The organism is Paraburkholderia sp. BR10141, from assembly GCF_056155635.1.
The window spans coordinates 1-24,894 of record NZ_JBMIQH010000031.1 but is presented as its reverse complement, the minus strand read 5'-3'; the positions used below and the strand labels follow the sequence as shown (position 1 = coordinate 24,894).

General features: G+C 64.7%; 21 protein-coding genes and 1 tRNA gene. 15 read left to right on the top strand and 7 right to left on the bottom strand.

All coding sequences use genetic code 11. The features are described 5' to 3' along the window. Nucleotides 1-35: 35 nt before the first annotated feature. Nucleotides 36-836, bottom strand: a complete 801-nt coding sequence (locus ACOJB8_RS31625; RefSeq protein WP_266227414.1) for an inositol monophosphatase family protein — start codon at nucleotides 834-836, stop codon at nucleotides 36-38. 404 nt (nucleotides 837-1,240) lie between these two features. On the opposite strand from ACOJB8_RS31625, the gene ACOJB8_RS31620 reads away from it, so the two are divergent. Together ACOJB8_RS31620 and cysE are read left to right on the top strand one after the other, a co-directional pair. Continuing rightward, nucleotides 1,241-2,125: an RNA methyltransferase gene (locus ACOJB8_RS31620; protein ID WP_069265570.1), complete on the top strand. Its 885-nt coding sequence runs from the start codon at nucleotides 1,241-1,243 to the stop codon at nucleotides 2,123-2,125. A 218-nt stretch (nucleotides 2,126-2,343) separates the two neighbouring features. Continuing rightward, nucleotides 2,344-3,168 (top strand): serine O-acetyltransferase, encoded by an 825-nt coding sequence (gene cysE / locus ACOJB8_RS31615; RefSeq protein WP_368682979.1) that lies wholly within the window; start codon nucleotides 2,344-2,346, stop codon nucleotides 3,166-3,168. A gap of 55 nt (nucleotides 3,169-3,223) precedes the next feature. Here cysE and ACOJB8_RS31610 read toward each other — a convergent pair whose 3' ends face one another. The 4 genes from ACOJB8_RS31610 to ACOJB8_RS31595 all read right to left on the bottom strand — a co-directional run bounded on the left by ACOJB8_RS31610 (nucleotide 3,224) and on the right by ACOJB8_RS31595 (nucleotide 6,063). Then, a complete protein-coding gene (locus ACOJB8_RS31610) occupies nucleotides 3,224-4,021 on the bottom strand; it encodes a UDP-2,3-diacylglucosamine diphosphatase (protein WP_069265572.1) in 798 nt (265 codons plus the stop codon). 33 nt (nucleotides 4,022-4,054) lie between these two features. Further along, nucleotides 4,055-4,549 (bottom strand): peptidylprolyl isomerase, encoded by a 495-nt coding sequence (locus tag ACOJB8_RS31605; protein ID WP_069265573.1) that lies wholly within the window; start codon nucleotides 4,547-4,549, stop codon nucleotides 4,055-4,057. A gap of 160 nt (nucleotides 4,550-4,709) precedes the next feature. Then, a complete protein-coding gene (locus tag ACOJB8_RS31600) occupies nucleotides 4,710-5,294 on the bottom strand; it encodes a peptidylprolyl isomerase (protein ID WP_069265574.1) in 585 nt (194 codons plus the stop codon). Between the two features lie 58 nt (nucleotides 5,295-5,352). Then, nucleotides 5,353-6,063, bottom strand: a complete 711-nt coding sequence (locus ACOJB8_RS31595; RefSeq protein WP_069265575.1) for a tetratricopeptide repeat protein — start codon at nucleotides 6,061-6,063, stop codon at nucleotides 5,353-5,355. A 274-nt stretch (nucleotides 6,064-6,337) separates the two neighbouring features. Between ACOJB8_RS31595 and cysS the strand changes: the two genes are divergently transcribed. The 7 genes from cysS to ACOJB8_RS31560 all read left to right on the top strand — a co-directional run bounded on the left by cysS (nucleotide 6,338) and on the right by ACOJB8_RS31560 (nucleotide 14,021). Beyond that, complete coding sequence (gene cysS / locus ACOJB8_RS31590) at nucleotides 6,338-7,735, top strand: cysteine--tRNA ligase (RefSeq protein ID WP_368682980.1); 1,398 nt, start codon at nucleotides 6,338-6,340, stop codon at nucleotides 7,733-7,735. 47 nt (nucleotides 7,736-7,782) lie between these two features. After that, nucleotides 7,783-8,667 (top strand): DNA-3-methyladenine glycosylase family protein, encoded by an 885-nt coding sequence (locus ACOJB8_RS31585; protein ID WP_475016105.1) that lies wholly within the window; start codon nucleotides 7,783-7,785, stop codon nucleotides 8,665-8,667. A 128-nt stretch (nucleotides 8,668-8,795) separates the two neighbouring features. Beyond that, the gene (locus ACOJB8_RS31580) at nucleotides 8,796-9,767 is read left to right on the top strand and encodes an acetyl-CoA carboxylase carboxyltransferase subunit alpha (RefSeq protein WP_028204107.1); all 972 of its coding nucleotides are present in this window, start codon (nucleotides 8,796-8,798) and stop codon (nucleotides 9,765-9,767) included. A gap of 41 nt (nucleotides 9,768-9,808) precedes the next feature. Next, on the top strand, nucleotides 9,809-11,239 hold the full coding sequence (tilS, locus tag ACOJB8_RS31575) for a tRNA lysidine(34) synthetase TilS (protein WP_475016103.1): 1,431 nt from the start codon (nucleotides 9,809-9,811) through the stop codon (nucleotides 11,237-11,239). A gap of 436 nt (nucleotides 11,240-11,675) precedes the next feature. Further along, nucleotides 11,676-12,926, top strand: coding sequence for an aspartate kinase (locus ACOJB8_RS31570; RefSeq protein ID WP_069265579.1), 1,251 nt, complete (start codon nucleotides 11,676-11,678; stop codon nucleotides 12,924-12,926). Between the two features lie 224 nt (nucleotides 12,927-13,150). Then, nucleotides 13,151-13,244, top strand: a tRNA-Ser gene (locus ACOJB8_RS31565). Between the two features lie 414 nt (nucleotides 13,245-13,658). Then, nucleotides 13,659-14,021: a hypothetical protein gene (locus ACOJB8_RS31560; RefSeq protein WP_342945862.1), complete on the top strand. Its 363-nt coding sequence runs from the start codon at nucleotides 13,659-13,661 to the stop codon at nucleotides 14,019-14,021. Between the two features lie 147 nt (nucleotides 14,022-14,168). On the opposite strand, the gene fabI is transcribed toward ACOJB8_RS31560, so the two are convergent. Beyond that, a complete protein-coding gene (gene fabI, locus ACOJB8_RS31555) occupies nucleotides 14,169-14,957 on the bottom strand; it encodes an enoyl-ACP reductase FabI (protein WP_069265581.1) in 789 nt (262 codons plus the stop codon). Between the two features lie 108 nt (nucleotides 14,958-15,065). Between fabI and ACOJB8_RS31550 the strand changes: the two genes are divergently transcribed. From ACOJB8_RS31550 to ACOJB8_RS31530, 5 genes are all read left to right on the top strand, one after another. Beyond that, entirely contained in the window at nucleotides 15,066-16,988 is a 1,923-nt protein-coding gene (locus ACOJB8_RS31550) for an extracellular solute-binding protein (RefSeq protein WP_475016101.1), read from the top strand. Nucleotides 16,989-17,017: 29 nt separating this feature from the next. After that, on the top strand, nucleotides 17,018-18,055 hold the full coding sequence (locus ACOJB8_RS31545; RefSeq protein WP_028204101.1) for a microcin C ABC transporter permease YejB: 1,038 nt from the start codon (nucleotides 17,018-17,020) through the stop codon (nucleotides 18,053-18,055). 1 nt (nucleotide 18,056) lies between these two features. Beyond that, complete coding sequence (locus ACOJB8_RS31540) at nucleotides 18,057-19,163, top strand: ABC transporter permease (RefSeq protein WP_475016099.1); 1,107 nt, start codon at nucleotides 18,057-18,059, stop codon at nucleotides 19,161-19,163. Next, on the top strand, nucleotides 19,160-20,779 hold the full coding sequence (locus tag ACOJB8_RS31535; protein WP_475016097.1) for an ABC transporter ATP-binding protein: 1,620 nt from the start codon (nucleotides 19,160-19,162) through the stop codon (nucleotides 20,777-20,779). Before ACOJB8_RS31540 ends, ACOJB8_RS31535 begins: the two co-directional genes overlap by 4 nt. 160 nt (nucleotides 20,780-20,939) lie before the next feature. After that, nucleotides 20,940-21,650, top strand: coding sequence for a C40 family peptidase (locus ACOJB8_RS31530; protein ID WP_342945859.1), 711 nt, complete (start codon nucleotides 20,940-20,942; stop codon nucleotides 21,648-21,650). Nucleotides 21,651-21,749: 99 nt separating this feature from the next. Here ACOJB8_RS31530 and ACOJB8_RS31525 read toward each other — a convergent pair whose 3' ends face one another. Further along, nucleotides 21,750-22,694 carry a patatin-like phospholipase family protein gene (locus ACOJB8_RS31525; RefSeq protein WP_475016095.1) on the bottom strand — a complete coding sequence of 315 codons (945 nt, stop codon included), beginning with the start codon at nucleotides 22,692-22,694 and terminating at the stop codon, nucleotides 21,750-21,752. A 477-nt stretch (nucleotides 22,695-23,171) separates the two neighbouring features. Between ACOJB8_RS31525 and gltX the strand changes: the two genes are divergently transcribed. Beyond that, entirely contained in the window at nucleotides 23,172-24,593 is a 1,422-nt protein-coding gene (gltX, locus tag ACOJB8_RS31520; protein WP_475016093.1) for a glutamate--tRNA ligase, read from the top strand. Nucleotides 24,594-24,894 lie beyond the last annotated feature (301 nt).

The following is a 24,894-nucleotide window of genomic DNA, read 5'->3' as shown; positions in this document are numbered from 1 at the left end:
CGGAGCCAGGCGTGCACCGCGACGCGCACGGGCGCTTACGCCGCCTTGGGCACGCGCGTGTACTTCGAGAGGATCGGCACCATCTGCGCGTAGATCTTCGGGTTGCCCGCGACGACTTCGCCCATGTGCAGGAAGTCCGAGTCGCCCGTGTAGTTGCCGATCAGGCCGCCGGCTTCCGTCACGAGCAGGCCGCCTGCGGCGACATCCCACGGGTTGAGGCCCTGCTCGAAGAAGCCGTCCATGCGGCCGGCGGCGACGTTGGCCAGATCGAGCGCGGCCGCGCCCGGGCGGCGCAGGCCCGCGCACGCGTTGGTCATTTCGGCGAACAGTTCGCAGTAGCTGTCGAGGCCGTCCTTTTCGCGGAACGGGAAGCCGGTGCCGATCAGGCCGTCGGCGAGACGGTCGCGGCGGCCCACGCGGATGCGGCGGTCGTTCAGGAACGCGCCGCGGCCGCGCGATGCGGTGAAGAGATCGTTGCGCGTCGGGTCATAGACCACGGCCTGCGTGACGAGGCCCTTGTGTGCGAGCGCGATCGAGACGCAGTAGTACTGGAAGCCGTGGATGAAGTTGGTGGTGCCGTCGAGCGGATCGATGATCCACTGGTACTCGGACTCGTTCTCCGACTGGCCCGATTCCTCGGCAAGGATGGCGTGGTCGGGGTAGGCGGTCTTGAGCGTTTCGATGATGGCGGCTTCAGCCGCCTTGTCGACTTCCGTGACGAAATCGTTGTGCTGCTTCTTCGCGACCTGCACGAGGTCGAGGTCGAGCGACGCACGGTTGATGATCTGTCCGGCGCGGCGCGCGGCCTTGACAGCGATGTTGAGCATGGGATGCATGAGCCAGGATCCTTGTTGTCCGGCGCTCGCGAAGGCGGGACGCGCGCCGGTGGTGCAAAAGATAAAAGCGTCTAACGATTGGACAGGGCGCGGGCCTCGAATGGACCTGCGGAACCTGTCCCGTCAACGGAGACGAATTGGATAAGAGCGGGGCGCGGCGGCGCTGTTGGCCAGCGACTTGCCGGGCGCCTGGCGGTCAGCAACACGGCTGCACGATTCGCCCGACGCGCGCGAAACCGCCATTTTACCCGAGTATCGGCGATTCCATGGCTTCTCTCGGGCGGGATATCGGGATTTCTATGGATATGACGTTCGCGGCAGGAAGCGCATGAGCACACATCGCCGCGGCGCCGGGCGCGCTAACATAGACATTTCAATCTCCTTTTCGCGGTTAGAGAACCATCTTGGCGCACCCCGATTCACCCGATTCCCACGCAACTTCCCACGCTGCGGCGCCGGCTTGCGGCGACGCCCACGAGCCGCTGCGCGGCGGCTTCACGTCTACCCGCTTCGTGCTCGTCGAGCCGAGCCACCCCGGCAACGTCGGCGCGGCCGCGCGCGCGCTGAAGACCATGGGATTCTCGCGCCTCGTGCTGGTGGCGCCGCGCGTGCCGCAGGTCCACTGCGACCCGGAAGCCATTGCCATGGCGAGCGGCGCCGACGACGTGCTCGCGGCCGCCCACATCGTGCCGACGCTTGCCGATGCGCTGGCGGGCGTGCAATGGTCGCTCGCGCTCACAGCGCGCACGCGCGAGTACGGGCCGCCGCCCGCAGCGCCGCGCGAGGCGGTGCAGGACGCCTGCCGCCAGGCGGTGCACGGCGGCGACATCGCGCTCGTGTTCGGCAACGAACGCACGGGCCTGTCGAACGACGACGTCGAGCGCTGCAGCGCGCTTGCGCATATTCCGGCCAATCCCGCCTATAGCTCGCTCAATCTGGCCCAGGCGGTTCAGGTGCTCGCCTATGAGCTGCGCCTCGCGTACCTCGGGGAGAGCGCACCCGCCGCCGCGCTGCCGGCGGCTGGCGGTGCGGGCGGCGCCGCCCCGCTTCCGGCCGGGTCGCCGCTCGCGACCAGCGACGACATCGAACGCATGTACGTGCACCTCGAGAACGCGCTCATCGCGCTCGAGTTTCTCGACCCCGCCAATCCGAAGAAGCTGATGTCGCGGCTGCGGCGGCTCTTCGCCCGCTCGGGGCTCGAGCGCGAGGAGGTCAATATCGTGCGTGGCATCGCCAAGCACATCCTCCTGCTCAAGGGCAAAGGCGACGGCAAGGGCGAGATCCGCTGATCCTCTGTGTCGGCGCGGCTGCGCGCGCCGGCGCAAACCTTGCCGCCGACGGGGGCTTCCGACCTCGAATCGGCTTTGCGCCTACAATCGGCTGAAAACCGGCGAAAAATTCATAAGCAAATGCGCGCGGCTGCAATAGCCGTTGCGTCGCTTGCACGCACGCTGCGGCGTCGCGCGGCCGCCATTCCCATGTTTCATCCGTTTTTAGCGTGACAGCCATGTTCAAGAGACTTCGCGAAGACATTGCCACGATCCGCGAGCGCGATCCCGCCGCCCGCAGCGCGTGGGAGGTCCTGACCTGTTATCCGGGTCTGCACGCGCTCGTGCTGCATCGCTTCGCGCATGCGTGCTGGCTCGCCAGGCGCCGCTGGCTCGCGCGCTACATTTCGCAGATCGCGCGTTTTCTGACGGGCATCGAGATCCATCCGGGCGCGACCGTCGGCAGGCGCGTGTTCATCGATCACGGCATGGGCGTGGTGATCGGCGAGACGGCCGAGGTCGGCGACGACTGCACGATCTACCAGGGCGTGACGCTCGGCGGCACGTCGCTCACGCGCGGCGCGAAGCGCCACCCGACGCTGGGGCCGGGCGTGATCGTCGGTGCGGGCGCAAAGGTGCTCGGCGGCTTCACGGTGGGCGCCGCGGCGAAAATCGGCTCGAACGCCGTGGTCGTGAAGCCGGTGCCGGAAGGGGCTACGGCGGTAGGCAACCCCGCACGCGTCGTCGCGCCCGCGAAGACCGCGCCGGTGCAGGCCAAACCGGCCTCGGCGCGAGAGGGCTTTTGCGCCTATGGCATCACGCCCAATGCCGACGACCCGGTTTCGCTCGCGATTCACGGCCTGATCGACCACGCGGCTACGCAGACGCAGCGCGTCGATGCGATCGTCGTCGCGCTCGAGCGTCTCGGCGCGCGACTCGAGGCGCTCCATGGCGCCGATGCGGCGCTCGCCGAATTGCGGCGTCTATCCGAGGGGCTCGAATGTGTCGGCCCGCAAGCCGAAGCGTCGAGCCGCGAAGAGGAGAAGGCGCCTGCGCGCGTTTGAGACGTGGCGCCAGGAGGGCGCTAAGAGCAAGCGCTAAAAGTAAAGGCGGCGCACCTCAGTCCAGCGGCAAGACCCTGAAGCCTTCGGCATCCACGCGCAGATAGCCGCCACGCGGCTTGCCGTGATCGAGATCCCAGTCGGGCAAGACCCAACGCGTGCCGCCGGGCTCCTGGTGGCGCGCCGGCCGGTGCGTGTGGCCGTGCACGATGGTGTTCGCGCGCGCACGCTTGAAGAGCGCCGCAACGCCTTTGACCGTGACGTCGTACTTCGGCAGGCGCGGGCCGCTGCGTTTGCTTTCGCTCGCGCGACGCGCGCGCTCGGCGATCGCTCGCCGCCAGCGAAACGGCCAGGCAAGAAACAGCAGCTGCACGAGCCGGTTGCGCGCGAGCTTGCGGAAGACCTGATAGCCGTGATCGTCGGTGCACATCGCGTCGCCGTGCGCGAGTGCGAGGCGCGTGCCGAACGCGGTGATCGCGATGGGGTCGGGCAGCCAGATCGCGCCCGCGGCTTTCATGAAGCGCTTGCCCATCAGAAAGTCGCGGTTGCCGTGCATGATGTAGAGCGCGATGCCGCGCTCGGAGAGCGTATGCATCAGCGCAGCCATGCGCGCGGGGAACGGATCGGTGAGCATGTCGTCACCGATCCAGTATTCGAAGAGGTCGCCGAGTATGAATACCGAGTCGGCCTGATCGGCCGTGACCCGGATGAAGCGCTCGAACGCGGCGACCGTACGCGGAATCCCTTCATTCAGATGCACATCGGAAATGAACAGAAACGGACGAGCCGCGTGGGGGCGCTTGCCCTCGCCGGGCACGCCCGCGGCAGCGTGTCGTAAAGCCTTTTCCTGCAGCATCGATGAAGGGTGTGCGTGAGAGTTGTACGAAGCTTATTCGACGACGACAGCCTTCTCGATCACGACGTCGTCGACCGGCACGTCCTGATGGAAGCCCTTCGAGCCCGTCTTGACCTTCTTGATCTTGTCGACCACTTCGAGGCCTTCCACGACCTTGCCGAACACGGCGTAGCCCCAGCCTTGCGGCGTCGGCGACGAGTGGTTCAGGAAGTCGTTGTCGGCGACGTTGATGAAGAACTGCGCCGACGCCGAGTGCGGGTCGTTGGTGCGCGCCATGGCGATGGAGCCGCGCTCGTTCTTCAGGCCGTTGTTCGCTTCGTTTTCGATCGGCGCTTCGGTCGGCTTTTGCTTCATGCCGGCGTCGAAGCCGCCGCCCTGGATCATGAACCCGTCGATGACGCGGTGAAACACCGTGCCGTCATAGTGGCCGCTCTTCACATAGTTGAGGAAGTTGGCGACCGTCTTCGGGGCCTTCTCGGCGTTCAGTTCGAGCTTGATGACGCCGTGGTTCGTGTGCAGTTCGACCATGATGGAATCCTTTGCCTGTGGCGGGGGGAATGAACGTCGCTGCATCGGCAAGAGGCGGGGCGTGTTGCCCAACGCGTGTGCCGGCGCCGCGACGTGCGACGGGTGAGGGCGGCGCTGCCGCCCGGTTAGTCGATGATTAACTGGCGTGTTGCCGGCGTGCTTACTTGCCGACGACGGTCGCCGACTCGATCACGATTTCCTTTTGCGGCACATCGGACATCGGGCCGCGCGAGGTGGTGGGCGCCGCTTCGATCTTCTTCACGACGTCCATGCCTTGCGTGACCTTGCCGAACACGGCATAGCCGTTGCCGTCCGGGTTCGGATAGTCGAGGCCGGCGTTATCCACCGTGTTGATGAAGAACTGAGCGGTGGCCGAATTCGGGTCGCTCGTGCGCGCCATCGCGATCGTGCCCGTGAGGTTCTTCAGGCCATTCCTGCTTTCGAGCGCGATCGGCGCGCGCGTGGGTTTCTCGACGAAGCTTTGCGTGTAGCCGCCGCCCTGGATCATGAAACCGCGAATGACGCGATGAAAGATCGTGCCGTTGTACTGGCCAGCCTTCACGTACTGCAGGAAATTGTCGACGGTCTTCGGCGCTTTCTCCGGATAGAGCTCGACGCGAATGTCGCCTTCACTGGTCTTGAAGAGCACTTGCGGATGCGCGGCGGCCGGCTGGCCGTTTTGTGCAAAGGCGGGTGCGTTCGCGATCAGGGCGGCGCTGCCGAGCGCCAACATCAACCATTTCATGAGTATCCTCGGAAGTGCGGGAAAAACGTGTCGCGGCGCGCACGCTGCGCGCCAGATGTTAGTTCGACGGCGCCACGAAAGGCGGCATCGCGAGCGATCCCGTCGAGCCGCCGAACTGGTACGCCGGGTTGCTGAGCGCGGGCACGATGGCCGACGGGCTCGCTGCCGATGCGCTTTCTGCCGCTGCCGCGGCCGACTTCTTTTGCGCGGGCGGCGGCGAGATGATCTTCGCGATGTCGGCCTGGCGCTGCTGCGTGGTGCCGCTTGCATGGCCAAGCGTTTGCGCGCGGCGGTATGACGCGTCGGCCAGACGCAGGTAAAGGTCGCCGAGATTTTCCCACGCGAGTCCGTACGACGGGTTTGCCTTCACCGCGGTTTCGAGCGCGACGCGCGCCTCGTCGTAGCGGCCATGCTTCGCGTAAAGCGCCGCGAGATTGTTGTAAGGCTCGGGCAATTCGGGGTAGAGCTGCGTGAGTTCGGTGAACGCCTCGATCGCGTCGTCGTCGCGGTTCAGGCGCGCGAGAATGGTCGCGCGCTTGAACTTCGCCTGCACGTCGCGCGGGTTCGTCTTGATGCGCGCGTCGAGCTGGCTGAGCGCGCCAGCCCAGTCGTGCTGGCTGATCGCGGCGTCGGCGCCGGGCGTGGCGTCGGAGGTCGCCGGAGGCGCGGCATGCGCGATGCTGACACTGCACAGCACGATCGCGACGCTCGAGAGAGCCGACGCGGCAAGGGTCGCAGCACGGGGCGCGCGGCCGCTGGAAGGTTTCATAGGGTGAGGTCGCGGTGTTATACTCCGAGCCATTCTAACAAAAGGTCTGTGCGTTTCGTCGCGCGCTTTGTCCCTCGCCCGTTTCATTCGTATTCCGGGCGCGCTGCGCGAGTCGCCGGGCTTTCCAACGCCACTCGTGGTCGTCTCCGCCCCGATAGCAACCTGGTTGCAGTCCGGTCGCCGACAGACAGCAGCCTGAGCAATGCGGGCATCACCCGCTGGCTGCGGTCGGCGCCGCCGCGGATTTCTTTCGACCCACGTATCCATCGCCTTTATGGAATCACTGCGCATCTACAACACGCTCGCGCGTGACAAGCAAAATTTCGTGCCACTCGAGCCCGGCGTCGTGCGTATGTACGTCTGCGGGATGACGGTGTACGACTATTGTCATGTCGGGCATGCGCGTGTGATGGTGGTGTTCGATATCGTGCAACGCTGGCTGCGCGCGCTCGGCTACAACGTGACCTATGTGCGCAACATTACCGATATCGACGACAAGATCATTCGTCGTGCGGTAGAAAACGGCGAGACGATCAAGCAGCTCACCGACCGTTTCATCGCAGCGCTGCACGAAGACGCGGACGCGCTCGGCATCGAGCGTCCCGATCACGAGCCGCGCGCGACGCAGTACATTGCGCAGATGCTCGACATGATCGGCAAGCTCGAGCGCAACGGCTACGCGTACCAGGGCGCGGACGGCGACGTGAACTACGCGGTGCGCAAGTTCGCGAACTATGGCGCGCTCTCCGGCAAGTCGATCGAAGACCTGCGCGCGGGCGAACGTGTGGCGACGAACGATGCCAAGCAGGATCCGCTTGACTTCGTGCTCTGGAAACAGGCAAAACCGCAAGAGCCGGCCGACACGAGCTGGGATTCGAAATATGGACGCGGGCGTCCGGGCTGGCATATCGAATGCTCGGCCATGGGCTGCACGTTGCTCGGCGAGCACTTCGACATTCACGGCGGCGGTCAGGATCTGCAGTTTCCGCACCATGAGAACGAGATTGCGCAGAGCGAAGGCGCGACCGGCAAGACGTTCGTCAATACGTGGATGCATAACGGCTTCGTGAATATCGACAACGAGAAGATGTCGAAGTCGCTCGGCAACTTCTTCACGATCCGCGAAGTGCTGGCGAAGTACGATGCCGAAGTGGTGCGCTTCTTCATGGCGCGCGCGCATTACCGCTCGCCGCTGAATCACAGCGACGCGCATCTCGACGACGCGCGCAACGCGCTCACCCGTCTTTACACGGCGTTGAAAGACGTGACGCCGGACGCGGGCGAGCTTGACTGGAACGAGCCGTACGCGCAACGTTTTCGTGCGGCAATGAACGACGATTTCAACACGCCGGTGGCGATCGCCGTGCTGTTCGAACTCGCGAGCGAGGTGAACCGTACGCGCGACGCCATGCTCGCGCGTCAGTTGCAGCGTCTCGCACGTGTGATCGGGCTGCTCGTGCGCGAGCCGCGCGTGTTCCTGCAACAGGCCGCGGGCGCACAAGATGCAGGCGCGCTCGACGTGGCAGCGATCGAAGCGAAGATCGCGGCGCGCACGGCGGCCAAGCAGGCGAAGCAATATGCGGAGGCGGACCGGATTCGGGCCGAACTGCTCGAAGCCGGTGTCGCGCTCGAAGACAAACCGGGCGGGTTGACCGAGTGGCGCCGCGTGTAAGCGGGCTGTCCAGTTTCCACTGATCGATTCGCGAGGCAGGAGGCAGGATGGCAACGGCCACGAAGACGCAGACCAGGCGGTCTGCGTCGCTAACGGGCGGAACTGCGGGCGCACCCGCAGGTGCAAAGCGTGCGCTCAATGGAGCGGGCGGCAAGGCAGCGACAAAGCCGGCTGCGAAGACGGCGCGCGGGAAAACCAACGGCGCGTCCGGCTCGCACGAAGTGCTCGACGGCGCGGCAATCGAGGCTGCGCTCTCCAATGGTCCGGCGGCACTCGAAGGCGTGGAGCCCGCGGCGAACGCGCTGGGCGATCTCGAATTCGAAGTGCAGCGTCCCGACTATTGGGACAAGGCGTGCGCGGACCTCGTCAAGCGCGACCGCATTCTCAAGAAGCTGATTCCGAAGTTCGGTCCCGTGCATTTGTTGAGCCGCGACGATCCGTTCGTCACGCTCGCACGCTCGGTGGTCGGCCAGCAGATTTCGACGGCGGCGGCGCAGGCGCTGTGGCAGCGTGTGGAAGCCGCATGCCCGAAGCTCATGCCGCAGCAGTTCCTGAAACTCGGTCACGAGAGGCTCGCCGCGTGTGGCCTCTCGAAACGCAAGACGGAATACATCCTCGATCTCGCGCAGCATTTCGTCTCGGGTGCGCTGCACGTCGGCAAGTGGACGTCGATGGACGACGAAGACGTGATCGCGGAGCTCACGGCGATTCGCGGCATTGGCCGCTGGACCGCCGAGATGTTCCTGATCTTCAATCTCGCACGCCCGAATGTGCTGCCGCTCGACGATCTGGGCCTGATCCGCGCGATCAGCGTCAACTATTTCAGTGGCGAGCCGGTGACGCGCAGCGAAGCGCGCGAAGTCGCGGCCAACTGGGAGCCGTGGCGTACCGTCGCGACCTGGTATATGTGGCGCAGCCTCGAGCCGTCGTGAGGCCCGGGGCTGTCGTCAGCGTCTGAGAAAAATGCTATCGATCGAAGAAATCGATAGTTCTGAGCCGATTTCGGCGCGGGCTGGCGCGGTTAGAATACGCGCTGCCGCAAAGTGAAGGATTCCCACACATGAAGACCACGTTTCTGGATTTCGAACAGCCGATCGCTGAACTGGAAGCGAAGATCGAAGAACTGCGCTTCGTTCAGGACGATTCGGCCGTCGATATTTCGGAAGAAATCGAGCGGCTGTCGAAGAAGAGCCAGCAACTCACGAAGGACCTCTATGCGAACCTGAGCCCGTGGCAGGTTTCGCAGATCGCGCGTCATCCGCAGCGTCCGTACACGCTCGATTACGTGCACGAGCTTTTTACCGATTTTCACGAACTCCATGGCGACCGCTCGTTCGCGGACGACCTTTCCGTCGTCGGCGGCCTCGCGCGCTTCAATGGCCAGGCCTGCATGGTGATCGGCCACCAGAAGGGCCGTGACACGAAGGAGCGCGCCGCGCGCAACTTCGGCATGCCGCGCCCGGAAGGCTATCGCAAGGCCGAACGCCTGATGCGTCTCGCCGAAAAATTTGGCCTGCCCATCTTCACGTTCGTCGACACGCCGGGCGCGTACCCGGGCATCGGCGCGGAAGAGCGCGGCCAGTCGGAAGCCATTGGCCGCAATCTCTATGTGATGGCCGAACTCAAGACGCCGATCATCACGACGATCATCGGCGAAGGCGGTTCGGGCGGCGCGCTCGCTGTGGCCGTGGCCGATACCGTCATGATGCTGCAGTTCTCGACCTACTCGGTGATTTCGCCGGAAGGCTGCGCGTCGATTCTCTGGAAGAGTGCCGCGAAGGCGCCGGAAGCTGCGGAAGCGCTGGGCCTCACGGCGCACCGTCTCAAGGCGCTGGGCCTCATCGACAAGATCGTGAACGAGCCGCTCGGCGGCGCGCATCGGGACCCGAAGGGCATGGCCGCGCTGCTGCGCCGCGCGCTCGCCGACTCGCTGCGCCAGTTTCAGGGCATGAGCATCGCCGATCTGAAGCAGCGCCGTTTCGAGCGCCTGATGGCCTACGGCAAGTTCAAGGAAACGACGCCGGGCGCCTAAGGCGCGCGACGTCAACGTTCCTCGACGTCTGCGGTCGTGCTGTGACCGACCATCCCGAATCCGACGCCGGGCGCATCGTTCTCGATGCGCTCGGCGTTGTGCTTTCCACGCTTGCCGACGACGCACGCATCGCGATCGCGTATAGCGGCGGGCTCGACTCGTCCGTGCTGCTGGACGCCGCGGTGCGGGCGGCGGGCGCACAGCGTCTCGTCGCACTGCATGTGCATCACGGCCTGAGCCCGAACGCCGACGCATGGCTTGCCCATTGCGAGGTAACCGCGCGCGCGTACGGCGTGACGTTCGACGCGAGGCGCGTAGAGTTGGCGCGCGACGACGCGGCCGGCGTCGAGGCGGCTGCCCGCGACGCGCGCTACCGCGCGCTCGACGCGATGTGCGCGGCGCACGGCGTGCAGGCGCTCTGGCTCGCGCAGCATGCGGACGATCAGGCGGAGACGGTGCTGCTGCAGTTGCTGCGCGGCGCCGGGCTCGCGGGGCTCGCGGCGATGGCGCCGGCACGTGCGAGCGCGAATGGCGTGGCGCGCATGCGGCCACTGCTCGCGCTGTTGCGCATGCAACTGGAGCGCTATGCGCGCGCGCACGGCCTGCACTGGATCGACGACGAATCGAACGACGACACGCGCTACGCGCGCAACGCCTTGCGTCACGACGTGATGCCGGCGCTTTCGGCTCATTTTCCTGGCTATCGCGATGCGCTCGCGCGCACGGCGGCGCATGCAGCTGCTTCGCAGCGTCTGCTCGACGATCTCGCGCGCATCGATTTGCGCGACGTCGGACGCGAGGGCGACCGCGCGCTTTCACATGCCGCGCTGCTCGCGCTCGACGATACACGCGCCCTCAATGTGCTGCGTTACTGGATGCGCTCGCTTGGCCTGCCGGCGGCGTCGACCGCGCGGCTTGCGGATCTGTTGCGGCAGTTGCGCGAGGTTGCGCGCGATGACCCGAATGGCCATGCGTTGCGCGTCGATCACGCCGGACATCGCTTGCGCGCGTATCGCGGCATCGTTTCGTGGGAAGCCATGCGGGCGCGCGACGAACGCGCAGGCGAGGGCGCCGCTCATGCACGCGCGCCCGTGTCGTTGAACTGGCGCGGCGAGGAAGTCTGGCGGCTGCCGTCATGGCGCGGGAGCTACGTTTTCGCGCCCGCCGCTCCTGACGATGCCGACGCCGTTCCCGAGCACGTGCTCGCGAGCGCGCCGCTCGTCGCGCGCGAGCGCAGCGGCGGCGAGCGCTTGCGCGACGAAGCCGCGCACGTGAGCCGCACGCTCAAGAACCTGTTCCAGACGCGCGGCGTGCCGGCATGGGAGCGCGACGTGCCGTTGCTCTATGTGGGCGAGACGCTGCTGTTCGTGCCCCGTATCGGCGTGAACCGGCCGGCGTTCGGCGCGACGCCCGGCGAGCCTGACGCGGCCTGGCGACGCATCGAATGGCGCAAGGATGTGCTGATCGCCTGAAGTCGCGTCGCCGTCATCGATCAATTCGCCGACTGGCATCGCGATCGTTCCCCCGCAAATCCTTGCCACACAAGCCTTTTTCGGCCTCTGCGAGCGTGTGCTGTCTTGTAATTTTGGCGTCAATCGGGTAGTGTAAGTCGTTTGTCCAGCCCGCTTTTTCGCGTTCACGGACGCCGTCAAAAGCGGCGTGTCTCGTGAAGGCGCGATTTTTCCTTCGAGCGGTATCCGACGGTTGCAGGGACGTCGTAGCGGCATGCGGGCAGGGCGCGAGTGCAAGGCACCAGCGCGCGTCGACACGATGCGCCGGCCTTCGCGCCCCTGAGGCAAAACCCCGCGCGTGCTGCACGCGCTGAAGCCGCCGCCGTGGCCCCAAGGCGTCCGGGCGGCCCGGTTCTTCAGTGCGCCAGCGCGGTAACATCTCCAGTTCAGAACGACAATGGCACTCATCGTACACAAATACGGCGGCACCTCGATGGGCTCGGTCGAGCGCATCAAGAACGTCGCCAAGCGCGTCGCCAAATGGCACAAGGCCGGCCACAAGATGGTCGTCGTGCCTTCGGCGATGTCCGGCGAAACCAATCGTCTGCTCGGTCTCGCGAAAGAAATTTCGCCGCAGCCCAGCCCGCGCGAGCTCGACATGATTGCGTCGACCGGTGAGCAGGTGAGCGTCGGTCTTTTGTCGATCGCCCTGCAGGAAGCAGGCGTCGACGCCATCAGCTACACCGGCTGGCAAGTGCCGGTCAAAACCGACAGCTCGTTCACCAAGGCCCGCATCAACGACATCGACGGCGAGCGCGTGCTGGCCGATCTCGACGAAGGCAAGGTGGTCGTGATCACGGGCTTCCAGGGCATCGACCCGGAAGGCCACATCACCACGCTCGGGCGCGGCGGCTCGGACACGTCGGCAGTTGCAGTCGCAGCGGCGCTGAAGGCCGACGAATGCCTGATCTATACGGACGTCGACGGCGTCTACACGACCGACCCGCGTGTGGTCGACGACGCACGCCGTCTCGACCGCATTACGTTCGAAGAGATGCTGGAAATGGCCAGCCTCGGCTCGAAAGTGCTGCAGATCCGCTCGGTGGAATTCGCGGGCAAGTATCAGGTGAAGACGCGTGTGCTCTCGAGCCTGACCGACCCGATGATGAACCTCGACGAGGAGATGTCCTCGGGCACCCTGATTACTTTTGAAGAAGACGAGACCATGGAAAAAGCAGTCATCTCGGGTATCGCGTTCCAGCGCGACGAGGCCCGCATCATCGTGATGGGCGTGCCCGACAAGCCCGGTATCGCGTATCAGATCCTCGGCCCGGTGGCGGACGCTAACATCGACGTCGACATGATCATCCAGAACCAGAGCGTGGCCGGCAAGACCGACTTCACGTTCACGGTGCCGCGCGGCGACTATCAGCGCGCCATCGACGTGCTGAACAACCAGGTGAAGGGTCACGTGAGCGCGGAGCAGGTGCTCGGCGACGCGAAGGTGTCGAAGGTTTCGGTGGTCGGCGTGGGCATGCGTTCGCACGTGGGCGTGGCGAGCAAGATGTTCCGCACGCTTTCGGAAGAGGGCATCAACATCCAGATGATCTCGACCTCGGAAATCAAGATTTCGGTACTGATCGACGAGAAGTACATGGAGCTGGCAGTGCGCGCGCTGCACAAGGCGTTCGACCTCGAGCACGCGTAAACCGTGCCGTGTTTGCGCGGCCATTGCGCCGCGTTTGTGTTGTGTGACGAGGATGTGACGCGGTTTTTCCGCTCGATTCCGATGCACGATGCCGCGCCCGAGGTTCGTTGTGCGCTTGCAGAAAAAACTTTGCAAAAAAGCGTCGTATGAATTGACCGGAAGGCGCTAACCCGCTATTATCTTGGCTTCGTTGCGCTGCCTCCCTGGCGCGAACGAAGTTTTTGGGAGACGTGGCCGAGAGGTCGAAGGCACTCCCCTGCTAAGGGAGCATCTGGGCCAAAACCTGGATCGAGGGTTCGAATCCCTCCGTCTCCGCCAGTAATGGCGGTGGAAACCCCGCAAGTCTCGGCTTGCGGGGTTTTTGTTTTTTGGGTCGCAAATTACTCGATGTGAGGAGGCAATAAGTCGTCGCTCGAAGGCAGGGAAGAAGCACTGCGAGAATCGTCAGGAATGCCAGGCAAATTGCGGTGGCGCACCGGAGCGCAAAGGTTTTGCATTGAGGCGCCGATAAATGGACTGGGGTTCGCGAGTCGTGCGAAGTCTCCTGCACACCGGCGCAAGCGATGCTATTCTGCCCGGCGCTGTTGGCCATCCGCCGCCCAGTGTAACGAGACGTAACGACATCGAACGCAGGCCAGGTTCGTGCATCAGTTATTACAAGTTTGAAATACGCGGGCGAAAGCCGTGCGTTATATTGGCTTGAACAAAACATCAAATCCGAAAGGTGAGTCCATGAAGTTCCCACGTGTTGTTGCAATGCTGCTCGGGGGCGTGGCTATCGGCGCATCGAGCGTTGCTATGGCTGGCGTGAGCGTTGGTGTCAACATCGGTATTCCGGCCCCGGTTTATGTCGCTCCGCAACCGGTCTACGCGCCGCCTCCGCCGCCGGTCGTCTATCAGCCGGCTCCTGTTTATGCCGCGCCGCCGGCCATCGTCATCGGCTGGCACGGTGACCGTTACTGGGACGGCCGCCGCTACTGGGGGCGCGACGACTGGTATCGCCACCACGGCGGCTATGACGGCCCGGGCCGCGGCCACTACGACCGCGGCCACTACGACCGCGACCACGGCGGTCCTCCGGGACACTGGCACTAAGCCGCGAGGCTCGTTGCCGGCGTGGTGCGCGTGACGCGGCGCGCATGGCACATCGAACGCCACGCCAAAAGAAAAGCCGCCCAGTGGGCGGCTTTTGCATTCTTGCCGTTGCGCGCGCAACGATGCGCGCGCAACGCGAAGAGAGGCTTACTCGAGGCCGGCCATGCCGCCAACCACCGCGTTGAAGCCGGAGTCGACGTGCATGATCTCGGCGGTCACGCCGGCTGCCAGATCGGAGAGCAGGAACGCGGCGGAATTGCCGACCTGCTCGATGGTCACGTTACGCTGCAGCGGGGCGTTCTGTGCGACGAAGTCGAGAATCTTGCCAAAGCCCTTGATACCGCTTGCCGCGAGCGTCTTGATCGGGCCGGCGGAGATGCCGTTCACGCGCACGCCTTGCGCACCGAGCGCCACCGCGAGATAACGCACGCTCGCTTCGAGTGCGGCTTTCGCGACGCCCATGGTGTTGTAGTTCGGGATCGCGCGCTCTGCGCCGAGATAGGTCAGCGTCAGCAGCGAAGCGTTCTGGGCGAGCATCGGCTTGGCGGCCTTGGCAAGCGCGGGGAAGCTGTATGCCGAAATGTCGTGCGCAATGCGGAAGTTCTCGCGCGTCATGCCGTCGAGGAAGTCACCCGCAATCGCCTCGCGCGGCGCGAAGCCGATCGAGTGGACGAGGCCGTCGAGCGTATCCCAGTGTTGCTTGAGGTCCGTGAAGAGCGCTTCGATTTGCGCGTCGTCGGCCACATCGCAAGGGAACACCAGGTTGCTGCCAAATTCCTGTGCGAACTCGGTGATACGGTCCTTGAAGCGGTCGCCGACGTACGTGAACGCCAGTTCCGCGCCTTCGCGCTTGCATGCCTGCGCGATGCCGTACGCGATCGAACGGTTCGACAGCAGGCCGGTCAACAGGATACGTTTGCCAGCGAGGAAGCCCATGAATTCTCCTAAATCAGGTCAATGCGCCAGCGCCTGTGGGGGCGGCGCCGCGTGGTTTGGGTAGAATTCTCTCACAACTGACAAGGCAGCCTGGACAATTACCGATCTATGACGACAGGAACGCGAGGCAGGACGGCGCTCGGCGCGCTTGGGGCAACCGTTCCTGCGGTTCGGTTCGCACTTGCCAAAAGGCTGGCGGCGATGTGTCTTGCGCTCGGATGCGGGCTGCTGGCCATGCCGAGCGCGCACGCGGTCTACGCCATTGCGCAGTACGGCGAGCCCAAATATCCGCAAGGATTCCCGCACTTCGACTACGTGAATCCGGATGCGCCCAAGGGCGGCACGCTCGTCCTCGCCAATCCCGACCGCCTCACGAGTTTCGACAAGTTCAACCCGTTCACGCTACGCGGCAACGCGGCCCCGGGGCTCGGCATGCTGTTGGAGAGCCTCACGACGGGGAGCCTCGACGAAGTGGCCTCGGCCTATGGTTTGCTCGCCGACGACATCCGCATCGCGCCCGACGGGCTTTCGGTGACCTTCCACATCAACCCGAAGGCGCGCTTCTCGAACGGCGACCCGGTGACTGCCGAAGACGTGAAGTTCTCGCTCGACACGCTCAAGAGCCGCCAGGCCGCGCCCTCCATGCAGGCGTATTTCAGCGAGATCACGCGCGCGGTGGTGGTCGATCCCGCGACGATCCGCTTCGAGTTCCGCAGTAACAACCGCGAGCTGCCGCTCATCGCGGGTGGCATGCCGGTGTTCTCGCACAAGTGGGGCTTGCGCCCGGACGGCAGCCGCGTCGCCTTCGATCAGCTCGCGTTCGAGCAGCCGATCGGCAGCGGCCCGTATGTGATCGACCGCTACTCGAACGGTCGCACGATCACCTACAAGCTCGACCCCAACTACTGGGGCAAGGACCTGCCGGTGCGCGTGGGCACCAACAACTTCGAGCGTGTTACCTACAAGCTCTATTCGGATGACGTGGCCCGCCTCGAGGCCTTCAAGGCGGGCGAGTACGACGCGCTCGTCGAATACGTCGCGCGCAACTGGGTGCGGCGCGATGTCGGCAAGCGCTTCGACAGCGGCGAGCTCATCAAGCGCGAGTTCCCGCAGCACAACGGCACCGGCATGCAGGGCTTCGTCATGAATCTGCGCAGGCCCGTGTTCCAGGACGTGCGCGTGCGCCGCGCCCTCGATCTCGCGCTCGACTTCCCGTGGCTCAACCGCATGCTGTTCTATAGCCAGTACCGTCGCATCGACAGCTGGTTCGCGAACACGCAGCTGCAGGCAAAGGGGCTGCCATCGCCTGGCGAACTTGCCTTGCTCGAGCCGTGGCGCAAGTCGCTCGATCCCGCCGTGTTCGGGCCGCCGCCCTCGCAGCCCGATACGACCCCGCCGGGCTCGCTGCGAGCAAATCTGCTCAAGGCGCGTGCGCTGCTCGCCGAAGCCGGTTGGACCTATCGCGACGGCGCGCTGCGCAACGCGAAGGGCGAGCCGTTCACGTTCGAGGTGCTCGACGACACGAGCGCTTCGGCGCAGTGGGCGCCGATCATGGCGCAGTACACGCAGGCGCTCAGGCGCCTTGGCATCCAGGTGAACTATCGCTCGGTCGATTTCGCGCTCTACCAGAAGCGGCTCGACGCCTTCGACTTCGACATGACGACCATCAAGTTCCCCGACGTCCAGGTGCCGGGCGCGGAGCAGGTCGATCGCTTCGGCAGCAAGGCCGCCGACGAGCCGGGCTCGGGCAATCTGCTGGGCCTGAAGTCGCCGGCCGTCGACGCGATCCTCAAGGCGCTCACGCGGGCGCAGACGCTCCAGCAACTGCTCGACGCCACGCATGCGCTCGACCGGGTGCTGATGCACGGCTACTATGTGGTGCCGCAGTGGTACAGCGCGACGCACCGGGTGGCGTTCAAGAACACGCTGGCCTATCCGGCGAAGTTGCCGCTGTACTATGGCGCGAACGACTGGATCATCTCGACGTGGTGGTTCAAGCCGCAGTCCGCGCCACAGGCGACGGGTCATTAACGACGGACACGACGGAAAGCATCGAAATCATGTGGAGCTACATCGTCAAACGCCTGCTGCTGATGATCCCGACGCTGCTCGGCGTGCTTACGCTGACCTTCGGCGTGATCCAGTTCGTGCCGGGCGGTCCCGTCGAACAGGCGGTGCGCGAATTGCGGCGGGGCGCGGAGCAGGGCATGCCGTTCGGCATGCGCGCGCATTCGGGCGTGGACGCGCAGCAGATCGCGCAGCTCAAGCAGCTTTACGGCTTCGACAAGCCGCCGCTGCAACGCTATTTCCTGATGCTCGGGCGCTTTGCGCGCTTCGATCTCGGACAGAGCTATTTCCATCACCAGAGCGTGTGGTCGCTGATCATTTCCAAGCTGCCGGTGTCGATCAGCATCGGCCTCTGGACCTTCTTTCTCACTTATCTGATATCGGTGCCGTTGGGCATCGCGAAGGCGGTGCGCAACGGCTCGCGGTTCGACCTCGTGACGAGTCTCGTCGTGCTCGTCGGTTACGCCATTCCGGGCTTCGTGCTGGGCGTGCTGCTGCTCGTGCTGTTCGGCGGCGGCTCGTTCCTGCAGCTTTTCCCGCTGCGCAATCTCACGTCTGACAACTGGGACACGCTCTCGCTCGGCGGCAAGATTCTCGACTATCTCTGGCACATCACGCTGCCCGTGACGGCGTCGGTCGTGGGCAGTTTCGCCGTCACGACGATGTTGACCAAGAACGCCTTTCTCGAAGAGATTCGCCGCCAATACGTGCTGACCGCGCGCGCGAAAGGGCTCTCGGAGCGCACCGTGCTCTGGAAGCACGTCTTTCGCAACGCGCTGCTGCCGCTCGTGGTGGGTTTCCCGGCGGCGTTCATCGGCGCGTTCTTCACCGGCAGCCTGCTGATCGAAACGTTGTTTTCGCTCGACGGGCTCGGCCTGCTTTCGTACGAATCCGTCGTGCGGCGCGACTATCCGGTCGTGCTCGGCACGCTGTACCTCTTCACATTGATCGGACTGCTAACCAAACTGATTTCCGATCTGTGCTACGTGTGGGTCGATCCCCGCATCCAATTCGAACAACTGGAGCGCTGAGTTGAACCGAGTCCGCGCTGGCGCTGAACCCGAACTGCGTACCGAGAGCGTGCGCGCCTTCAAGTCGCCCACGCCCGCCCGTCGCGTGTGGCTGCGCTTCAAGCAGCAGCGCCTGGGCTACTGGAGCCTGATCGTGTTTCTTGTCGCGTTTGCGGCGAGTCTCGCGGGTCCGCTCTGGTGCAACGACAAGCCGCTTGTCGTGCGCTACGACGGGCACCTGTATTTCCCGCTGTTCAAGGACTATCCTGAAACCGCGTTCGGCGGCGATTTCCCGACGCCTGCCGACTACCTCGATCCGTACATTCGCCACCGCTTCGACGCGCCGGGCAACTTCGCGATCTATCCGCCGAATCCGTACTACTACGACACACTCAACTACTTCGCGAAAGTGCCGAACCCCGCGCCGCCGTCGCGCCAGAACTGGCTCGGCACCGACGAGAGCGGCCGCGACCTGTTCGCCCGCTTGCTGTACGGCTTTCGCGTGTCGGTGGAGTTCGCGCTCGTGCTGACTGCCATCGGCACGCTGCTCGGCGTGCTGGCGGGTGCGGTGCAAGGGTACTTCGGCGGCAAGATCGATATCTTCGGACAGCGTCTCATCGAGATCTGGAGTTCGCTACCCGAGCTTTATCTGCTGATCATTTTCGCGGCGATCTTCGAGCCGGGCTTCGTGCTGCTGATCGTGCTGCTTTCGCTGTTCGGCTGGATCGGTTTGTCCGACTATGTGCGCGCGGAATTCCTGCGCAACCGCAACCAGGACTATGTGCTCGCCGCGCGTGCGATGGGCCTGTCGAACTGGCAGATCATCTGGCATCACGTGCTGCCCAACAGCCTCACGCCGGTCATCACGTTCCTGCCGTTTCGCATGAGCGGCGCGATTCTCGCACTCACGAGTCTCGACTTCCTGGGCCTTGGCGTGCCCGCACCCACGCCGAGCCTCGGCGAGTTGCTCGCACAGGGCAAGCGCAATCTCGACGCATGGTGGATCGCGCTCTCGACTTTCGGTGTGCTCGTGGCGACGCTGCTGCTGCTCACGTTCATCGGCGACGCGCTACGCAACGCGCTCGATACGCGTATTTCCGACGCCATGAAGGCCGGAGGCAACCAGTGAGCGCCGTGCCTCAGGACGCCGCCGCGCCGCTCCTCTCGATCGAGCACCTGAGCGTGCGCTTCGACGAGACGCTCGCCGTCGATGATGTCACGCTCGCGATCGGGCGCGGCGAGCGCGTGGCGCTCGTCGGCGAGTCGGGCTCGGGCAAGACCGTCACCGCGCTCGCGGTACTGCGCCTGCTGCAGGACGCGCAGATCAGTGGAAGCATCCGCCTCGACGGCGACGATCTGCTCGCGAAGAGCGAGCGCGCGATGCGCGGTCTGCGCGGCAACGACGTCGCGATGATCTTCCAGGAACCGATGACGGCGCTCAATCCGCTCTACACGATCGGCGAACAGATCGCGGAAACCATCGTGCTGCACGACGGCGTCTCGAAGAAAGCGGCCTACGAGCAGGCGGTGGGGCTGCTCGAGCGCACGGGCATTACCGAGGCGCGGCGGCGCGTGTCGAGTTATCCGCATCAGCTCTCGGGCGGCCAGCGCCAGCGCGTGATGATCGCGATGGCGCTCGCGTGCCGTCCGCGTCTGTTGCTCGCCGACGAGCCGACCACGGCGCTCGACGTGACGATCCGCGGCCAGATCGTCGATCTGCTGCTCGAGCTGCAGCGCGAGGAGGCGGCACGGCGCGGCATGTCGGTCTTGCTCATCACGCACGACCTGAACCTCGTGCGCCGCTTCGCGCAGCGCGTGGCCGTGATGGAGAAGGGCAGGCTCGTGGAGTCGGGCAGCGTCGAGCAGATTTTCGAGGCGCCGCAACATCCGTACACGCAACGGCTCATCGCGAGCCGTCCCGAGCGCCACGTGCTGCCCGTCCTGCCGATCGCGCCGGTTCTCCTGCAGGCGAAGGACGTGATCGTCGACTTCGCAACGAAGTTGCCGGGTTTTCGCGGCTGGTGGCAAAAGGGGCGTTATCGCGCCGTGAACGACGCGAACCTTGCGGTGCGCCAGGGTGAGACGCTTGGCATCGTCGGCGAGTCCGGATCGGGAAAAACGACGCTTGCGATGGCGATGTTGGGGCTGCAGCGAACGGCGAGCGGTATCGTCCAGTTCCAGGGGCGGCCCATCGCGAGCTACACGGGCCGCGACAGGCTGTCGTTGCGCTCGCATCTGCAGGTTGTCTTTCAGGACCCGTTCAGTTCGCTTTCTCCGCGTCAAACCATCGAGCGCATCGTGGGGGAGGGGCTCGCGCTGCATCGGCCCGATCTTTCTATCGAGGAGCGGCGCAAGCGCGTTGTCGGCGTGCTGCGCGAAGTGGGCCTCGATCGCACCGCTTTGCACCGATACCCGCACGAGTTTTCGGGTGGCCAGCGCCAGCGTATCGCCATTGCGCGCACGCTGGTGCTGGAGCCTCGCGTGATCGTGCTCGACGAACCGACCAGCGCGCTCGACGTGTCAATCCAGCAACAGGTGTTGAGATTGTTGACGGATTTGCAACGCAAGTACAACCTGGGCTACGTGTTCATCAGCCACGACCTGGCGGTGATCGGCGCAATGGCGCACCGGGTGGTGGTGATGCAGGACGGGGCGATCGTCGAGTCGGGAGAGGTCGCGAATATCTTCGACAGACCCGCCCATCCTTACACCCGAAAATTGTTGAAAGCTGCATTCGATCGCTAGGCTTTGGCGGAACTTTAGAGCGAATTTCGGTGAAATTCACCAATGAGGTGAATGTCGCGATTGAATTTTTCTATTTGTTTTGACACACAAATACTTACTGGCTAGTATCGTCCAAACTTTTCCACTAACTCCCTGATTTACGGGCAATTTCTACCGACCAATGCAGCACCGATACTTGACCCAGGCTTGCACGCGCGTCGTCGCCGGGATGTTCATCGGCGTACTGATGGCCGCAGCTCCCGGCGCGTTCGCCGACGAAGTAAGCAGCTTTAGCCAGAATGCCTCATTTTCGCCGAGCAATTCGGCGAATCCGCAGTCCATCCCAGCAGTTCAGAACGCCCTCCAGAATGCCAACCAGGCGACCCCGGCGGCGGCTCCGGCCCCGACCGAAGGCGGCGCCAAGGCGTTCCTGTCCGGCATGGCCGGCAAAGCCGGCGACGTCGTTGTCGGCGCACTTAACATGATTGGTGTGCGTTACCGCTGGGGCGGCAACACGCCCGACTCCGGCCTCGACTGCAGCGGCTTCGTGCGCTACGTGTTCCAGGACACGCTCGGCATGTCGCTGCCGCGCCGCGCCGAGGAAATGAGCCGCGTGGGCGAGAAGGTCAGCATGAGCAACCTGAAGCCGGGCGACCTCGTGTTCTTCAACACGATGCGCCGCACGTTCTCCCACGTCGGCATCTACATCGGCGACAACAAGTTCGTGCATTCGCCGTCTACCGGCAGCACCATCCGCGTCGACGACCTCGACGACGGATACTGGGAAAAGCGCTTCACCGGTGCACGCCGCATCGAGACGTCGTTCACGGCGGATCAGCAGCAAAACCTCAAGCGCGTGAGCGCGCAGTTCGAGGGCAACGGCGGCAACTGATCGGGGTTTTGTAGCGAACAAAAAGCCTGCTTCTTGCGAAGCAGGCTTTTGCGTTTTTTGCGCCCGTGCGCCCGCTGAAGGAGCGCTCAGGTCAAGCGATCAGGCCGTCAGGCGCGCTGTAGCGAGCTTGCGCTCGAGTTCCGGCATGATGCGCGCCGCCGCTTCCTCGCCCGCGAGAATCGCCGCGTTGCGCTGAGTGAAGTCGCTGGACGACATCGCGTTGAGATTCGGGCGGATCACGATGTCGGCGTACTTGTCGAGTTCGTAGGACTTGATCGTCTGGCCCATGATCGTGAAGGTCTGCATCAGCACGTCGAACTGGCTCAGCGTCGAGGCCGTTTCAGGGCGCGCCGAGATGTCCACGGCGATCACGAAGTCGGCGCCCATCTTGCGTGCGAACGAGGCCGGCACCGGGCTCACGAGGCCGCCGTCCACGTATTCGTGGCCCGCAATCTTCACCGGCTCGAAAATCGACGGAATGCTGCACGATGCCCGCACGGCAATGCCCGTGTTGCCGCGCTGGAACAGGATAGGCTGGCCAGTGCGCAGGTCGGTCGAGACGACGCCGAGCGGCTTCGCCATCTTCTCGATGGGCCGGTCGTGCAGCGTGGTGTTCAGATAGTTCTGGAGCGCCACGCCCTGCAGGAGACCGCGCGTGCGAAACGGCATCGCCCAGTCGCTGATCGAGGCTTCGTCCATCGTCAGCGCGAGCTTGTTGAGCGCGAAACCGTTCATGCCCGAGGCGTAGAGCGCCGCGACGACTGAGCCCGCGCTCGTGCCGACCACGAAGTCGACTTGCACGTTGCGCGCCTCGAGCGCCTTGATCACGCCGATATGCGCAAAGCCACGCGCCGCGCCGCCGCCGAGCGCGAGGCCCACGCGAACCGGGCGCTGCGGCCTGGCGACGGGCGGCGGGGGCGCGGTGGTGACGGGCGGCGGGACACTGGCGGTTTGCGTGCCCGCGGTCGTGCAGGCGGCCAGGACGGAGGAGGCGGCCGCAAGCGAAAAGTGCCGGCGGCTCAATGAGGGCGATGACTGCTTCAAGAAGGTTCTCCATGCGGTCCGCGTGTGTGTCCGGCAAGGAACGATGCGGTACCCCGGTCTGCTCGCGCGGGCGGCCGAGTATCTGTGTTTGCGCGCGCGACGCCGCATCGTGGTGGCGGCGCGCCGACATCATAAGGCAAAGCGCGCCCGGTTTAGCAGGCGTGCATGTAACGCGATGTGACGCCAGATGACAACGCGCTCGACGGTTTGCGAGCGCATACACGTTTGCATGAGAGAAACGGGCGCCCGCACGCGCACCCCGGGCCTCGCCCCCCAGGCCGAAGCGGTGCATGGCGGGTATAATCCCGTCTCTAATTTTCCGGATTCCCGTTCGTGTGCGCGAGGCTGCGCGCGCCCCCGGCGCTCCCGCGCTAGCCGCGCGGGCCGAACGCGCCGCGAACCCCGGCCGTCCGCCGCCGTCGCTGCTTTTGTTGCCAGCGCCGCGCTCCGGATGGCATCGTCTTCGAGTAATCGCCCATGACTACCTCTGTCGTCCGTACCCGCTTCGCGCCGAGCCCGACCGGCTTCATCCATCTCGGCAATATCCGTTCCGCGCTCTACCCGTGGGCGTTCGCGCGCCACAACAAGGGCGTCTTCGTGCTGCGGATCGAAGATACCGACCTCGAGCGTTCGACGTCGGAATCGGTCGATGCGATCCTCGAAGGCATGGAATGGCTCGGCCTGAATTTCGACGAAGGTCCGTTCTACCAGATGCAGCGCATGGACCGTTATCGCGAAGTGCTCAGGCAGATGCAGGAGCAGGGCCTCGTGTATCCGTGCTACATGTCGACCGAAGAGCTCGACGCGCTGCGCGAGCGTCAGCGCGCGGCCGGCGAGAAGCCGCGCTACGACGGCACGTGGCGCCCGGAGCCGGGCAAGGTGCTGCCCACGCCGCCGGCGGGGGTGCAGCCGGTGCTGCGCTTTCGCAACCCGCTCACGGGCGTGGTGGCATGGGACGACGCCGTCAAGGGCCGCGTGGAGATCTCGAACGAAGAGCTCGACGACCTCGTGATCGCGCGCCCGGACGGCACGCCGACCTACAACTTCTGCGTGGTCGTGGACGATCTCGACATGAAGATCACGCACGTGATTCGCGGCGACGATCACGTGAATAACACGCCGCGCCAGATCAACATCCTGCGCGCGCTCGGCGGCGAGCCGCCGGTCTACGCGCACCTGCCTACCGTGCTCAACGAGCAGGGCGAAAAGATGAGCAAGCGCCACGGCGCGATGAGCGTGATGGGTTATCGCGATGCGGGCTATCTGCCGGAAGCGGTCCTCAACTATCTCGCACGTCTGGGTTGGTCGCACGGCGACGCCGAAGTGTTCACGTGCGAGCAGTTCGTGGAGTGGTTCGATCTCGAGCATCTCGGCAAGTCGCCCGCGCAATACGACCACAACAAGCTCAACTGGCTCAACAACCACTACCTGAAGGAAGTGGACAACGCGCGCCTCGCCGCGCTCTCGAAGCCGTTCTTCGCTGCCCTCGGCGTGGACGAGGCGGCGCTCGCCAAGGGGCCGTCGCTCGAAGGCGTGGTCGCGCTTTTCAAGGACCGTGCGAACACGATCAAGGAGATCGCCGAGAGCGCGATGATGTTCTACCGCGAGCCGCAGCCGGAAGCCGAAGCGCTCGCACAGCACATCACGGAAGCCGTACGCCCCGCGCTCGCCGATCTCGTCGTCGCGCTCAAGGGCGCGGAGTGGACGAAGGAGGGCGTCTCGGCAGCGCTGAAGGCGACGCTCGCCACACACAAGCTCAAGATGCCCCAGCTCGCGATGCCGGCCCGCCTGCTCGTGGCAGGGACGACGCATACGCCTTCGGTCGATGCGGTGCTCGTGCTGTTCGGCCGCGATGCGGTGGTGAGCCGCCTCGAGAAGGGCATTTCGGCTGCAAAGTAAAAACTTTGAAGAATATTTCGCCCGCACCCTAGCGCCCGGGCGGCAGTTCTTGTAGTATTCGGGCTCCGTTGAATACGGAGCGCGAGAGAGTCGCAAACAAGCGGCAAATAAGCAGCAAATCTCACGCAAAGAGCCGCAGAATCGGGCAACGATGTTTCAAGGAAACCTCGAAGCGCTTCAAAAAACGATTCAAAAGCTCTTGACGAAAGCGAAATTGATGTTTAAAATCTCGCTTCTGTTCTGCAAGGGGGTATAGCTCAGCTGGGAGAGCGCTTGCATGGCATGCAAGAGGTCAGCGGTT